This window comes from Saccharothrix sp. HUAS TT1 (assembly GCF_040744945.1).
Classification (GTDB): Bacteria; Actinomycetota; Actinomycetes; order Mycobacteriales; family Pseudonocardiaceae; genus Actinosynnema.
Genome location: NZ_CP160453.1, coordinates 1690049 through 1703823, shown reverse-complemented (window position 1 = coordinate 1703823; position 13775 = coordinate 1690049). Strand labels below are relative to the sequence as shown.

General features: G+C 72.3%; 13 protein-coding genes. 2 read left to right on the top strand and 11 right to left on the bottom strand.

Annotation, left to right across the window (positions count from 1 at the left end; all coding sequences use genetic code 11):
- Positions 1 to 4: 4 nt before the first annotated feature.
- The 6 genes from AB0F89_RS08355 to AB0F89_RS08330 all read right to left on the bottom strand — a co-directional run bounded on the left by AB0F89_RS08355 (position 5) and on the right by AB0F89_RS08330 (position 5833).
- Positions 5 to 619: a DUF3558 domain-containing protein gene (locus AB0F89_RS08355; RefSeq protein WP_367134224.1), complete on the bottom strand. Its 615-nt coding sequence runs from the start codon at positions 617 to 619 to the stop codon at positions 5 to 7.
- Positions 603 to 1058: a hypothetical protein gene (locus tag AB0F89_RS08350; RefSeq protein ID WP_367134222.1), complete on the bottom strand. Its 456-nt coding sequence runs from the start codon at positions 1056 to 1058 to the stop codon at positions 603 to 605. Before AB0F89_RS08350 ends, AB0F89_RS08355 begins: the two co-directional genes overlap by 17 nt.
- Positions 1059 to 1221: 163 nt before the next feature.
- On the bottom strand, positions 1222 to 2478 hold the full coding sequence (gene purD, locus AB0F89_RS08345; RefSeq protein ID WP_367134220.1) for a phosphoribosylamine--glycine ligase: 1257 nt from the start codon (positions 2476 to 2478) through the stop codon (positions 1222 to 1224).
- Positions 2479 to 2506: 28 nt separating this feature from the next.
- Positions 2507 to 3502 (bottom strand): TAXI family TRAP transporter solute-binding subunit, encoded by a 996-nt coding sequence (locus AB0F89_RS08340; RefSeq protein ID WP_367134218.1) that lies wholly within the window; start codon positions 3500 to 3502, stop codon positions 2507 to 2509.
- A complete protein-coding gene (locus AB0F89_RS08335) occupies positions 3483 to 5465 on the bottom strand; it encodes a TRAP transporter permease (protein ID WP_367134216.1) in 1983 nt (660 codons plus the stop codon). Before AB0F89_RS08335 ends, AB0F89_RS08340 begins: the two co-directional genes overlap by 20 nt.
- A gap of 107 nt (positions 5466 to 5572) precedes the next feature.
- Positions 5573 to 5833, bottom strand: coding sequence for a UBP-type zinc finger domain-containing protein (locus AB0F89_RS08330; protein ID WP_367134214.1), 261 nt, complete (start codon positions 5831 to 5833; stop codon positions 5573 to 5575).
- Between the two features lie 28 nt (positions 5834 to 5861).
- On the opposite strand from AB0F89_RS08330, the gene AB0F89_RS08325 reads away from it, so the two are divergent.
- Entirely contained in the window at positions 5862 to 7415 is a 1554-nt protein-coding gene (locus AB0F89_RS08325; RefSeq protein ID WP_367134212.1) for a Na+/H+ antiporter, read from the top strand.
- A gap of 138 nt (positions 7416 to 7553) precedes the next feature.
- A complete protein-coding gene (locus AB0F89_RS08320; protein ID WP_367134209.1) occupies positions 7554 to 8657 on the top strand; it encodes a glycerophosphodiester phosphodiesterase in 1104 nt (367 codons plus the stop codon).
- 52 nt (positions 8658 to 8709) lie between these two features.
- Here the strand turns inward: AB0F89_RS08320 and AB0F89_RS08315 are convergent, their stop codons facing one another.
- The 5 genes from AB0F89_RS08315 to AB0F89_RS08295 form a co-directional block, all read right to left on the bottom strand.
- On the bottom strand, positions 8710 to 9885 hold the full coding sequence (locus AB0F89_RS08315; RefSeq protein WP_367134207.1) for an LLM class flavin-dependent oxidoreductase: 1176 nt from the start codon (positions 9883 to 9885) through the stop codon (positions 8710 to 8712).
- Positions 9882 to 10835 carry an ABC transporter substrate-binding protein gene (locus AB0F89_RS08310; protein WP_367134205.1) on the bottom strand — a complete coding sequence of 318 codons (954 nt, stop codon included), beginning with the start codon at positions 10833 to 10835 and terminating at the stop codon, positions 9882 to 9884. Before AB0F89_RS08310 ends, AB0F89_RS08315 begins: the two co-directional genes overlap by 4 nt.
- Positions 10819 to 11520, bottom strand: coding sequence for an ABC transporter ATP-binding protein (locus AB0F89_RS08305; protein WP_367134203.1), 702 nt, complete (start codon positions 11518 to 11520; stop codon positions 10819 to 10821). Before AB0F89_RS08305 ends, AB0F89_RS08310 begins: the two co-directional genes overlap by 17 nt.
- The gene (locus AB0F89_RS08300; protein ID WP_367134201.1) at positions 11505 to 12329 is read right to left on the bottom strand and encodes an ABC transporter permease; all 825 of its coding nucleotides are present in this window, start codon (positions 12327 to 12329) and stop codon (positions 11505 to 11507) included. The genes AB0F89_RS08305 and AB0F89_RS08300 overlap by 16 nt, the downstream gene beginning before the upstream one ends.
- A gap of 152 nt (positions 12330 to 12481) precedes the next feature.
- Entirely contained in the window at positions 12482 to 13771 is a 1290-nt protein-coding gene (locus AB0F89_RS08295) for an adenylosuccinate synthase (protein ID WP_367134199.1), read from the bottom strand.
- Between the last annotated feature and the right edge of the window lie 4 nt (positions 13772 to 13775).

Here is a 13775-nt window from a genome sequence, read left to right as displayed (position 1 = left end):
CCCCTCACTTCACAGTCTTCAACGTCGTCAGCGCCATCTCCGCGCCCTTGGCCGCGTTCTGGCACATCTCGTCCTGGGTGAAGTTGTCGCCGATCGGCAGGAAGGAGACGAACAACTGCTGCCCGTCCGCAACGTCCACCGCGAGCGAGCAATCACCCTTGGTCGTTCCCGCCAGCGTCACCTGGAGCGCGCCGTACCCCGCCACCGTCTTCTGGACGACGTCGAGGTTGCCGCCGCTCTGCCAGTAACCGGCCCCCTCGTCCGAGATCAGCGCGACCTCGTAGCTGTAGAGCGGGCGCGAGTTCTTCCGGAAGCTGCACCCCGGCATCTCCCGGTCCTCGATGACGTCCATCGGCTGGCTGTGCGCCGCGTCGATGCCCAACTCGCGCTGCTGGTCCTCGGTCAGCGTCGTGCAGGCGTCGGCGATGCCGTCGACCTTGATCTCCGCCGGCCGTCGGGGGAACTCGACCGTCGGCTCGGACGTGCCCGTCGTCGCCGTGGTCTTCTCGACCGGGGTCGTGGAGGAGGTGGCGGCACCGGGCTCCTTCTGCGTGCAGCCGGCCACCACCGCGCCGACCGCCAGGGCGAGCACGATGAGCGCTTTACTGCTGCGAAGCACCCGCTGCCCCCATGGCCGCCGTGACGTCTTCATCGGTGTGCCCGTACTGCTTGGCCGCGGCACGCAGCTGCTCGACGAGGCCCACCAGGCTCTCGATGTACTGCTCGACCCTCTTGGAGTACGAGTCGTCGTGGTCGACCAGCCGTTCGTTCCACGCCTCGGCGATGTCCTTGTTCACGGTGTCGAGACCACCGAGGTTGACCTTGAGGTCCCGCACCGCCGCGCCGTAACTCGTCCACAGCGCGTCGATCTGGGTCTGGATGACCCTGCCGGCGTCGAGGACCGTCTCCTTGGAAACGCTGAACTGCTGCCCCGACACCGGCCCGGTGGCCATGGTGCTGTTCAGCCGCTTCTCCGCCGCGAACATCTCGCCGACCGCCTTGCCGACGGCTCCCCCCGCGGCGGCGACGGCGCCCAGTAGGCCGCTCTCCTGGTCCACGACGTCCTACCCCCGTACGGTCGGTGACGGATTGATCCCGGTCCGAGGCTACCAACGACCACGTGAGCCGGGTCTGAGGTTGGACGAAGAAACCCGCGCACCGGTTCCGGTGGACGGCGCGCGGCCGATCGGGGGTCCGATCGGCCGCGCGGTCGCGAGCGGGTCAGGGGAGGGTGATCGAGCCGTTCGCCGCGCGCAGCGCGATGTCGGTGCGGTGGTGGGAGCCCGTCAGGTGGACGCCCTCCACGCGGCGGTACGCGTCGGAACGCGCGTCGTCCAGGGTGTCCCCGGTGCCGACGACGGACAGCACCCGCCCGCCCGTGGACACGACGGCGCCGTCCTCGCGGCGGCGGGTGCCCGCGTGCAGGACGCCGTCGGCCTCCGCGCCGGCGATCACGTCACCCGTGCGGGGGCGGCCGGGGTAACCCTCGGCGGCGATGACGACGGTCACGGCGTAGCCGTCGGCCCACTCCAGCGGCGGCAGGCCGCCCAGGCCGCCGGTGGCGGCGGCGTGGAAGACGGCGGCCAACGGGGTGCGCAGCAGGGCCAGGACGGCCTGGGTCTCCGGGTCGCCGAACCGGCAGTTGAACTCGATGACCTGCGGGCCGGTGGACGTCAGCGCCAGGCCCGCGTACAGCAGGCCGGTGAACGGGGTGCCGCGGCGGGCCAGTTCGTCCACGACCGGCTGGACGCAGGTGGCCACGATCGTGTCCACCAGGTCGGGCGGCGCCCAGGGCAGCGGTGAGTAGGCGCCCATGCCGCCGGTGTTCGGGCCCGAGTCGCCGTCGCCGACCCGCTTGAAGTCCTGCGCGGGCAGCAGCGGCACCACGGTGGAGCCGTCCACCAGGCAGAACAGCGACACCTCCGGGCCGTCGAGGAACGACTCCAGCAGCACCGGGTGGCCGTGGTCGAGCAGCGTCATGGCGTGCGCGCGGGCCACGGCGCGGTCGTTGGTGACGACCACGCCCTTGCCGGCGGCCAGGCCGTCGTCCTTGACCACCCAGCGCGGGCCGAAGCGGGTCAGCGCCGAGTCGAGCCGGGCCGGGTTGTCGACGGTCTCCGCGACGGCCGTCGGCACGCCCGCGGCGGCCATGACGTCCTTCGCGAACGCCTTGGAGCCCTCGATCCGGGCCGCCTCGGCCGACGGGCCGAAGCAGGGGATCCCGATGGCGCGCACGGCGTCCGCCGCACCCGCCACCAGGGGCTGCTCCGGCCCGACCACGACCAGGTCGGCGTTCCACTCCTTGGCCAGCGCCGCGACCGCCGCGCCGTCGGTGACGTCGACCCCGTAGGTCTCCGCCGCGCCGGCGATGCCGGCGTTGCCCGGCGCGCACGCCAGCGCGATCACCGAGGGGTCCCGCGACAAGGCGAGGACTAGGGCATGTTCACGGGCGCCAGACCCGATGACCAGGACACGCACGGTGCGGAAGCCTAGATGACCCGGCCGGTCATCCGCCCAGTGCGTCCAGCGAGCCGGGGTGCAGCGGCACCGGGTCGGTCATCCCGGCCTTCTCCTTGGCGATGTCCTTGGCCGCCGGGTGCACGGCTTCCAGCTCCGTCTTCTTGTCGTAGATGAGCTTGGTCACGGCGCACGCGTCGCCCTCGGGGAAGTCCGACCGCACCAGCAGCACGTTGGGCACCGCCACGGTCGGCACGTCGGCGGGCTGGCCGTAGGTCGCGGCCGGGATGACGCCCCGGTCGTAGACCTCGTTGACCTCCTTCAACGCGTCCAGCTGCGGTGTGATGTCGATGAACTTGACGTCGTCCTTCAGCGACGTGGTGATGTCGGTGATCTGCGCCGTCGGCAGGCCGCCGGACCACACCAGCCCGTCGATGCTGCCGTCCTTCATCCCGTCCGCGGTCTTGGCCAGGTCGAGCCGCTGGGCCTGCACGTCGGTCTCCGGGTTCAGCCCGGCGGCGGTGAGCAGCCGGTTGGCGATCACCTCGGTGCCGGACTTGGGCGACCCGGTGGAGATCCGCTTGCCGCGCATGTCGGCGATGGAGTCGATCCCGGAGTCGGCCCGCACCAGCACCTGCGTGTAGTTCGGGTAGAGCCTGGTCAACGCCTGCACCTGCTGCGGCTCGCCGTCGAACGCGCCCTTGCCCGCGACCGCGTCGGCCGCCGTGTCGGCCAGCGAGAACGCCACGTCGTAGTCGCCCGCGACGAGCTGCTGGATGTTCTGCACGGACGCGCCGGTCTCGGCGGCGGTGGCCTTGAGCCCGGTGTTGTCGCTGATCAGCTTCGCCAGCCCGCCGCCGATGACGTAGTACACGCCGCCGGAGTTGCCGGTGGCGATGGTGATCCGGCCGTCGCCCGCCTCGCAGGCGGCCCCGCCCGCGGTGCCGCTCGGCGACGCGGCCGGGGTCTGCTTGCCCCCGCACCCGGCGGCGACGAGACCGACGGCGAGCACGCCCGTGGCGGCCCTAAGCGTCCAGCTGCGCATGCTGATCCTTCCTCCTCAGGAGAACGTGCACCACGACCGCGGCCAGCAGGAAGCCGACGCCGACGGCGATGGTGACGGGTTGCAGGTAGAGCAGGGCGACGGCGGCGGGCGCGCACAGCACGCGTTCCGGCCACCGGGCCCGACCGATCAGCCAGCCCCCGGTGAGCACGGCCAGCGCGGCCACGCCCAGCGCGGAGACGGCGAACGCCCAGAGGCCGCCGAGGAACGACGTGCGCAGCAGCAGCCCGGCGCCGTTGTCGGTCAGCACGAACGCCAGCGGCACGAGGAACGCGGGCAGCGTGTACTTCCACGTGCGCCACATCGTCTTCATCACGTCGCCGCCGGTGATGGCCGCGGCGGCCACGGCGGCCAGCGCCGTCGGCGGCGTCACCTCGGACAGCACCGCGTAGTAGAAGATGAACATGGCCGCTTCCTCGCGCGCCACGCCCAGCTCGATCAGCGCGGGCCCGATGACGACCCACGCGATGATGAACGACGCGGTCACCGGCACGGCCAGGCCGAGCAGGCTCACCGCGACCGCCGCGAGCACCACGGTCACGAACAGCACCGCGGTCGGGTTGGACGAGATCGCGCCGGCGATGTCCACCAGCGCCGACGCCAGCTCCTGCCCCAGCCCGGTCTTGGTGATGGTGGACGTGATCACGCCCGCCGCCGCGCACACCGCGATCACCGGCAGCGCCGACCGCACGCCGCTGGACAGCGAGTCCGCCATCGCCCGCAGCCACTCCCGCACGTCACCGCGCTTGGCGACCAGCGCGAACAGCGCCGCGACGCCGGTCGCGTAGACCACGGCCGAGAACACCGGGATGTCCAGGGCGAGGAACACGACGATCACCGCGAGCGACAGGAAGTGGTAGCCGCCCTGCTTGAGCAGCGCCCACGGGCTCGGCGAGTCGATGTCGACCGCCTTCGCGCCGAACTTGCGGGCGTCGATCTCGACGGCCAGCGCGATGCCCAGGTAGTACAGCAGCGTCGGCAGGATCGCCCAGACCAGCACCTGCAGGTACGAGGTCTCCAGGTACTCGGCGATGATGAACGCCGCCGCGCCCAGGGTCGGCGGCGACAGGATCGCCCCGATGCCGGAGGCGGCGAGCAGCCCGCCCGCGCTCTCCTTGGGGTAGCCGGCCTTCTTCAGCATCGGCCACGTCACCGCGCCCAGCGACACGGTCGTCGCGGTGCCCGAGCCGGACACGGTGCCGAGCAGGAACCCGGCGGTGGCGGCGGTGCGGCCGGGCGCGGTGCGGGACCTGCGGAACGCGGAGAAGCTGATGTCGACGAAGAACGTGCCCGCGCCGGACGCGTTGAGCACCGAGCCGTAGATCGTGAACAGCACGATGTACGTGGCGGCGACGTCCAGCGGCGTCCCGTAGAACCCGGTCGCGTCGTTGTAGAAGCCGTTGATGATCTGCGAGAAGTCCACGCCGGCGTGCGAGATCGCCCAGGACGGCGGCAGGAACCCGCCGTAGTAGGCGAACGCGACGAACGCGACGCAGACGACCGGCAGCACCCAGCCGGTGGTCCGCCGGCACGCCTCCAGCACCAGCACCAGCAGCAGGGTCCCGGCGACCACGTCCAGCGCGGTCAGCTGCCCCTGGCGGTCGAGGAACGCGTCGAACCCGCCGAACAGGGGGTAGGCGCCGACCACGAACGCCAGCAGCGCCGCCGCCCAGTCGAGGACGCCGGGGTCGTCGGTGTCGCCGCGCCTGCCGCGCGGCCGGTAGCAGAGGAAGACCAGCGGCAGCGTGACCGCCAGGAAGATCACCAGGTAGTACTGGCCGCCCTTGCTGAAGGGCCAGAACACCTGTTTGAGCACGAGCAGCGCGATGGCGAGGCCCGCCACCCACACGCCCAGCTCCCAGCGCCGGGACAAGGCGCGCGAGGGGCGCTCCTCGTCGTACTCGGCGAGCAGTTCATCGACTTCGACCTGCGACTTGGTCGGCACGCGCACCCCTTCGTGTCGCGCTTGATCCAGCGCTCACGAAGCTAGCTGTGTCGACCGTCACAGCCATAGACCGACCGTCTAAAGGGACTGTAAAGACGGTCGGAGGGTCACACGACCCGGGCGTCCAGGTAGCACCAGCGCCAGTCCTCGCCCGGCTCGAACGAGCGCATCACGGGGTGCTCGGAGGCGTTGAAGTGCGCGGTCGCGTGCCGGCGCGGGCTGGAGTCGCAGCACGCGACGTGCCCGCAGGACAGGCAGATCCGCAGGTGCGCCCAGTTGTGCTCGCCGACGGCGAGGCAGTCCGCGCAGCCCTCGGGGTGGTCCGGGGCGACCGACGGCGGCAGGTCCGCGACGTGAGGACAGGTCATACCGGCCATCATCACGCAAGATTGCGCCATGCACGGACCGGAACTGCTCCTGCTGCTCGTCGGCGCGCTGCTCGTCACGGCCGCGGCCAAGCGCCTCAACTGGTCGGCGCCGCTGGTCCTGGTCGGCGTCGGGCTGGCGGTGTCGTTCATCCCGGGCCTGCCCGAGTTCGGCCTGGACCCGGAGCTGATCCTGGTCCTGGTGCTGCCGCCGCTGCTGTACTCGGCGGCGCTGGACAGCTCGTACCACAACATCCGGGCCAACCTCAGGCCGATCGGGCTGCTCGCGGTGGGCCTGGTGCTGGCCACCACGATCGGCGTCGGCTGGGTCGCGCACCTGGTGCTGCCCGGCCTGTCGCTGCCGGCGGCCCTGGTGCTGGGCGCGGTGGTCGCGCCGCCGGACGCGGTCGCCGCGGTCGCCATCGGCCGCAGGCTCAACCTGCCGCGCCGGACGATGACGCTGCTCACCGGCGAGAGCCTGATCAACGACGCGACCGCGTTGACGGCCTACAAGGTGGCCGTCGCGGCGGCCGCCGGCGTCACCGCCACGTGGGTCGACGGCACCCGCACGTTCGTGATCAGCGCGGGTGGCGGTGTGCTCGTCGGCCTGGCCATCGGCTGGGCCGTGCGGCGGGTGCGGGCCCGGCTGGACGACGGCGTGCTGGAGAGCGCGCTCGGCATGCTGGTGCCGTTCGGCGCGTACATCTTCGCCGAGGAGCTGCACGCCTCCGGTGTGCTCGCGGTGGTGATCGCCGGGCTCTACATCGGGCACAACGCGCCGCGCAGCTCGTACTACACCCGCCTGCAGGACGGCGCGGTGTGGCGGTCGGTGGACGCGCTGCTGGAGTCGTTCGTGTTCGCGTTGATCGGCCTGCAGCTGAACAGCGCGGTGCGCGACGTGGACGTCACCGCCGGGTTGGTGTGGGCGGCGGTGGTCGTGCTGCTGGCGACGATCCTGGTGCGGTTCCTGTGGATGTACCCGGCGGCGTACCTGCCCCGGCTGCTGTCGAAGCGGGTCCGGGAGCGGGAGGGCTCGCCGGGGTGGCGCGGCGTGACCGTGCTGTCGTGGGCGGGGATGCGGGGCGTGGTGTCGCTGGCCGCGGCGAGCGCGCTGCCGCTCGACCTGCCCGGCCGCGAGGTGATCGTGTTCTGCGCGTTCGTGGTCACCGTCGGCACGCTGCTGATCCAGGGCCTGACGCTGCCGCTGGTGATCCGCGAGCTCGGGTTCCGCGGTGACGAGGAGCGGACCGACGCGCTGGCTGAGGCGCAGGTGCAGCACGCCGCCGCGCAGGCCGCCGTGCGCAGGCTGGACGAGGTCATCGGCGACGACGAGGACACGCCGGGCGACGTCGTGGACCGGTTGCGGATCATGGCCGAGCACCGGGGCAACGCGGCGTGGGAGCGGCTGGGCAGGCAGGAGGACGAGAGCCCCGCGGCGGCGTACCGGCGGTTGCGGCGCACGATGCTGGAGGCCGAGCGGCAGGTGTTCGTCCAGGCGCGCGACGAGGGGCGGATCGACGACGAGGTGCTGTTCCGGGTGCTGCGCGAACTCGACCTGGAGGAAGCGGCCATCGCCAGGGAGTGACGACCACCGAACCTCCCACCACGCGTTCACTGGGACGTTGCCCCCGATTCGCCCTAACGTGACCGGGACGTCGCGGTGCGCGACGAGGCTGCCGCGCGTCGGGAATCTCTGAGCGGGAACCCTTTCGGGAGGTCGGCGATGGTGCGGACGAGGATCGTCGGGGTGGCGCTGGCGGCGCTCGCGGTGGCGGGGGCGGTGGTGCTGCCGGCGGCGTCGGCGAGCGGCGGCCCGGAGCAGGCGGCGTCCCGCAAGGGCCCGCTGGTGATCGGCCACCGGGGCGCGTCGGGCTACCGGCCGGAGCACACGCTGGCGGCGTACGAGCTGGCCGCGCGGATGGGCGCCGACTACGTCGAGCCCGACCTGGTCGTCACCAAGGACGGCAGGCTGGTCACCCGGCACGAGAACGAGATCGGCGGCACCACGGACGTGGCGGCGCACCCGGAGTTCGCCGCGCGCCGGACCACCAAGGTCATCGACGGCACGGCGATCACCGGCTGGTTCACCGAGGACTTCACGCTCGCCGAGCTGAAGACCCTGCGGGCCACCGAGCGCATCCCGGACGTCCGGCCGCGCAACACGCTCTACAACGGGCGGTTCGAGGTGCCCACGCTGGAGGAGGTCGTCGACCTGACCCGGCGGCTGTCGCGGGAGCTGGGTCGCGACATCGGCCTGTACCCGGAGACCAAGCACCCGACCTACTTCCAGGACATCGGCCTGCCGCTGGAGCCGCGCCTGGTCGACGTGCTGACCAGGGCGGGCCTGAACCGGCACGGCGCGAAGGTGTACGTGCAGTCGTTCGAGGTGGCCAACCTCAAGCAGCTGAAGCCGAAGCTGCGCGTGCCGCTGGTGCAGCTGGTCAACGCGTCCGGCGCGCCGTACGACTTCGTCAAGGCGGGCGACAAGCGCACGTACCGCGACCTGGTGACGCCGGCGGGGCTGCGCGAGATCCGCACCTACGCGTCCGGTGTCGGCGCGGCGAAGGACCTGGTCATCCCGCGCGACGCGGCGGGCTTCCTGAGCGAGCCGACCAGCCTGGTGCGCGACGCGCACACGCGCGGCCTGGTCGTGCACGCCTGGACGTTCCGCAACGAGAACGCGTTCCTGCCGGCGGACTTCCGCACGTCCACCGACCCGGCCGCGTACGGCGACGCGTTCGGCGAGTACGCGAGGTTCTTCGCGACCGGCCTGGACGGCGTCTTCGCCGACAACCCCGACACCGCCGTGGAAGCCCGCCGGGGCTGACCGCCGAACCCGGGGGCGCCCGCACCCGCGCGGGTGCGGGCGCCCCCGGTGGTCAGGACCCCCCGACGGGCACGACGCCGGAGGGGACCGACAGCTCCGGTCCAGTGCGCGGATCGCCTGTCGCGGAGGTGTGCGCGAGCAGGCCGCGGGCCGCCAGGATCGGGCGGACGCCCTCGCCGAACCAGAACGCCTCTTCCAGGTGCGGGTAACCGGAGAGGACGAACTCCTCCACGCCGATCGCGTGGTACTCCTCGATGAGGTCCGCGACCTCGGCGTGGCTGCCGACCAGCGCCGTGCCCGCGCCGCCGCGCACCAGCCCGATGCCCGCCCACAGCCCGGGGTGGACCTCCAGGCCGCGCACCCCGCGGCTCAGGTCGCCACCGTGCAGGGCCACCATCCGCTGCTGACCCACGGACTGCGACGCGCGCAGCTGCTCCTGCGCCCTGGCCACCTGCTCCGGGTCCAGGGCCTCCAGCAGCTTCTCCGCCTCGCGCCACGCCTCGGCCGACGTGTCGCGGCTGATCGTGTGCAGCCGCACGCCGAACCGGATCGGCCGGTCACCGGCCAGCGCCCGCACCCGGCCGATCTTCTCCGCCACCTGCGCCGGCGGCTCGCCCCAGGTCAGGTACACGTCCGCCCGCCGGGCCGCGACCGGCAGCGCCGCATCCGACGAGCCGCCGAAGTAGATCGGCGGCACCGGGTCCGGCGCGGCGAGCAGCGTCGCGCCCGAGACGCGGTAGTGCTCGCCCTCGAAGTCCACCGGCCGGCCGGACCACACCGCCCGCACCACGTGCAGGAACTCGTCGGTCCGCGCGTACCGCCGGTCGTGGTCCAGCCAGTCGCCGAACCGGCGCTGCTCGACCTCGTCCCCGCCGGTCACCACGTTGAGCAGCAGCCGGCCGCGGGAGATCCGCTGGTAGGTCGACGCCATCTGGGCGGCCAACGTCGGCGAGATGACGCCCGGCCGGAACGCCACCAGGAACTTCAGCGCGGACGTCCGCTCGATCAGCGCCGCCGTCGTCAGCCACGCGTCCTCGCACCACGTCCCGGTCGGCGTCAGCACGCCGGTGAACCCGTTGTGCTCGGCCGCCCGCGCGACCTGCGCCAGGTAGTCGAGGTCCGGCTCGCGCAGCGCCGCCGCGCCGAGCGACCGGTTGGCGTGGAACCGCTCGACCACCGTCCGGCCGTCACCGGAAGTGGGCAGGAACCAGTGCAGGACCACGCTCATGACAGCTCCCCCTGGAAACGCGCGTCCACGAAGTCCTTGAACTCCACCCGACCGGGCAACGTGCCGTCCGCGGTGAACGCGTCGGCCAGCTCCTGCTCCGACGCGACCACGGCGTCGTCCAGCTCCACCGGCAGGTCGCCGCCCCGCTCCACGGCGGCCAGCGCGACCTCCGGCTTCAACCCGGTCTCGGACGCCCACACCCGCGCCCACTCCGCGCGGTTCGCGTCGGCCCACCGCTGGGCCTGCCCGATCCGCTTCACGAACTCCCTGATCGCGGATTCCTTGCCCGGGTCGCCCAGCGCGGCCCGCCCGGCGACCTGGAACGTGTAGCCGTTGGACTTGCCGCGCCCGTCGGTGAGCACCCGCGCGCCCGCCTCCAGCTGGGCCTGCGCGGTGTAGGGGTCCCAGACCGCCCACGCGTCCACCCGCTTCTGGGTGAACGCCGAGTACGCGTCGGACGGCTGCAGGAAGTTCAGCGTCACGTCCTTCGTCGTCAGCCCGGCCGAGGCGAGCGTCAGCAGCACCTGCCCGTGCGCCGAGCTGCCCTTGGCCACGGCGATGCTGCGCCCCCTCAGCTCCGGCACGGACTTCAGCGGCGAGTCGGCGGGCACCAGCAGGGCGTCGCCCTCCACGCTGCCCTTCGCGGAGTACACCGCGGCGATCTTCGCCTTCGCCGCGGCCGCGAAGATCGGGGGCGTGTTGCCGACGCCGCCGATGTCGATCGCCCCGGCGGACGCCGCCTCCAGCAGCGGTGGTCCGGACGTGAACGTGGACCACTCGATCCGGTGCGGGAAGCCGTCCAGCAACCCGGCCGCGGTGAGCAGCGCCTTCGAGCCGCCCTTCTGGTCGCCCACCCTGAGCACGACCTCGCCGTCGCCGGACGACTGCGCCGTGCCGCAGCCCGCCAGCGCCAGGACCGCGACCGCCAGGGCGCTAAGCAGCTTCGACATCGTCCACCCCCAGGTTCGACAGCACTCCCACCCGCAGGTCCGCGAAGGACGCGCGGCGCCGCGGTCGCGGCAGGTCGACGCGGTGCTCGGCCACGATCCGACCCTCGTCCAGCACCACGACGCGGTCGGCCAGCAGCAGGGCCTCGTCCACGTCGTGCGTCACGAACAGCACGGCGGGCCGGTGCTCGCGCCACAGCTGCTCCACCAGGTGGTGCATGGCGAGCCTGGTCAGCGCGTCCAGCGCGCCGAACGGCTCGTCCAGCAGCAGCAGCTCCGGCTCGCGCACCAGCGCCCGCGCCAACGACACGCGCTGCGCCTCGCCGCCGGACAGCGTCAACGGCCAGGCGTCGGCGTGACCGGCCAACCGCACCTCGGCCAGCGCCCGGTCCGCGACCGCACGCCCATCAACGCCGCGCAGCCCCAGCGAGACGTTGCGCCACACCTTCCGCCACGGCAGCAGCCGGGGCTGCTGGAAGGCCACCGACACCCGGTCCGGCACCGAGAACGTGCCGCCGACCGCGGGGTCGAGCCCGGCCAGGACCCGCAGCAGCGTCGACTTGCCGCACCCGCTGCGGCCCAGCAGCGCCACGAACTCACCGGCCGCGACGTCGAGGTCCAACCCGTCCAGCACCCGGCGCGGCCCGAAGTCCTTGACCAGCCCCCTGATCGTCACCGCGCCTGCCACCGCAGCACCCTCCTCTCCAGCGCGCGCACCAGCGCGTCCGTGGTCAGGCCGAGCAGCGCGTAGACGAGCAGGCCGACCACGACGACGTCGGTGCGCAGGAACTCGCGCGCGTTGTTGATCAGGTAGCCGATGCCCGCGTCCGCGTTGACCTGCTCGCCGACGATCAGCGACAGCCACGCCGTGCCGAGCGCGATCCGCAGGCCGACGAGGGTCTGCGGCACCGCGGCGGGCAGCACGACGTGCCGGACCCGTTCGACGCGGGAGTAGCCGAGCACCCGCGCGGCCTCCAGCAGCGCCGGGTCGGCCTGCCGGATGCCCGCGTGCAGGTTGAGGTAGAGCGGGAACGCCACCCCCGCCGCGACCAGCGCGAGCTTCGGCTCCTCCCCGATGCCGAACCACAGGATGAACAGCGGGACCAGGCCCAGGTGCGGCAGCGTGCGCAGCATCTGCACCGGCGGGTCGAGCACCCGCTCGCCCCAGCGGGACAGCCCGGACACCAGGCCCAGCGCGCCGCCGACGACCGAGCCGATGGCGAACCCGACCGCGACCCGGCTCAGCGACACCAGGAAGGCGTCGACCAGCTGCCCGTCCACGACCAGCTCGTAGCCGGACCGGAACACGGTGACCGGCGACGCGAGCTTGTCCTCGGGGAGCAGGCCGGTGCTGCTCGCGACCTGCCACAGCAGGACCAGGCCGAGCGGGCTCAGCCACCGGCGCAGGTCGGGCGACTTGCGTTTCTTCAGGGCGGGCGGGCGCGCCGGGATTGCGGGTTCCGGGCGCGCGACAAGACCCGCGGTGGAAATCGACACGGATTTCTCCCAGCGGAGGGGAACATCGGACGCGCTGATCAGCGAGTCAGAGTCTCGATATCCGGCTGGGGCAAGTCAACGGCTCCCGAATTGTGAAAATGCCTCCGGGACCGATTGCGTCGGCCCCGGAGGCATTTCTTCCGAGCGCGGTGTCAGCCGAGCATGTCGTGGCGGACGATCGTCTGGTCGCGACCCGGGCCGACGCCGATCGCGGACATGCGGGCGCCCGAGATCCGCTCCAGGTGCTCGACGTACGCCCGCGCGTTGGCGGGCAGCTCCTCGAACTCGCGGCAGTGGCTGATGTCCTCGAACCAGCCCGGCAGCTCCTCGTAGACCGGCACGGCGTGGTGCACGTCGGTCTGGGTCATCGGCATCTCGTCGACCCGCTCGCCGTCGATCGTGTAGCCGACGCAGACCGGCACCTTCTCCAGGCCGGACAGCACGTCCAGCTTGGTCAGGAAGTAGTCGGTGATGCCGTTCACCCGCGCCGCGTACCGGGCGATCACCGCGTCGAACCAGCCGGTGCGCCGGGACCGCCCGGTGGTCACGCCGAACTCGCCGCCGGTCTTGCGCAGGTGCTCGCCCATGTCGTCGTTCAGCTCGGTCGGGAACGGGCCCGAGCCGACCCGGGTGGTGTAGGCCTTCAGGATGCCGATCACCGTGGTGATCCGCGTCGGCCCGATGCCGGAACCGGCGCTGGCGCCGCCGGAGGTCGGGTTGGACGACGTGACGAACGGGTAGGTGCCGTGGTCGACGTCGAGCAGGGTGCCCTGCGAGCCCTCCAGCAGCACGGTCTCGCCGCGCTCCAGCGCCTGGTTGAGCAGCAGCCGGGTGTCGGCGATCCGGGAGGTGAACTTCGTGCCGTGCTCCAGCACGCTGTCGACCACCTGCTCCGGGTCGAGCGCCTTGCGGTTGTAGACCTTGACCAGCACCTGGTTCTTGAAGTCCAGCGCGGCCTCGACCTTCTGCCGCAGGATCTTCTCGTCCAGCAGGTCCTGGGCGCGCACGCCGACCCGGGCGATCTTGTCCTGGTAGCACGGGCCGATGCCGCGACCGGTGGTGCCGATCTTGGCCTTGCCCAGGTAGCGCTCGGTGACCTTATCGATCGCCACGTGGTACGGCATGATCAAGTGCGCGTCCGCGGAGATGAGCAGCTTGCTGGTGTCGACGCCCTGCTCGTCCAGGCCGGCCAGCTCGTCGAGCAGCACGCCGGGGTCGACCACGACCCCGTTGCCGATGACGCTGGTGACGCCGGGGGTCAGGATGCCGGAGGGGATCAGGTGCAGGGCGAACTTCTGGCCGTCGGGCAGCACCACGGTGTGCCCGGCGTTGTTGCCGCCCTGGTACCGGACCACCCACTGCACCCGGTCACCGAGCAGGTCGGTTGCCTTGCCCTTGCCCTCATCGCCCCACTGGGCACCGATCAGCACGACGGCCGGCATGTGA

Bases quoted from the DNA above. Each gene is read 5' to 3' on its own strand.
- AB0F89_RS08315 (WP_367134207.1), bottom strand. From the start codon at position 9,885: ATGAGCGTGGTCCTGCACTGGTTCCTGCCCACTTCCGGTGACGGCCGG.
- AB0F89_RS08295 (WP_367134199.1), bottom strand. From the start codon at position 13,771: ATGCCGGCCGTCGTGCTGATCGGTGCCCAGTGGGGCGATGAGGGCAAG.
- AB0F89_RS08340 (WP_367134218.1), bottom strand. From the start codon at position 3,502: ATGCGCAGCTGGACGCTTAGGGCCGCCACGGGCGTGCTCGCCGTCGGT.
- AB0F89_RS08330 (WP_367134214.1), bottom strand. From the start codon at position 5,833: ATGACCTGTCCTCACGTCGCGGACCTGCCGCCGTCGGTCGCCCCGGAC.
- AB0F89_RS08310 (WP_367134205.1), bottom strand. From the start codon at position 10,835: ATGTCGAAGCTGCTTAGCGCCCTGGCGGTCGCGGTCCTGGCGCTGGCG.
- AB0F89_RS08325 (WP_367134212.1), top strand. From the start codon at position 5,862: ATGCACGGACCGGAACTGCTCCTGCTGCTCGTCGGCGCGCTGCTCGTC.
- AB0F89_RS08320 (WP_367134209.1), top strand. From the start codon at position 7,554: ATGGTGCGGACGAGGATCGTCGGGGTGGCGCTGGCGGCGCTCGCGGTG.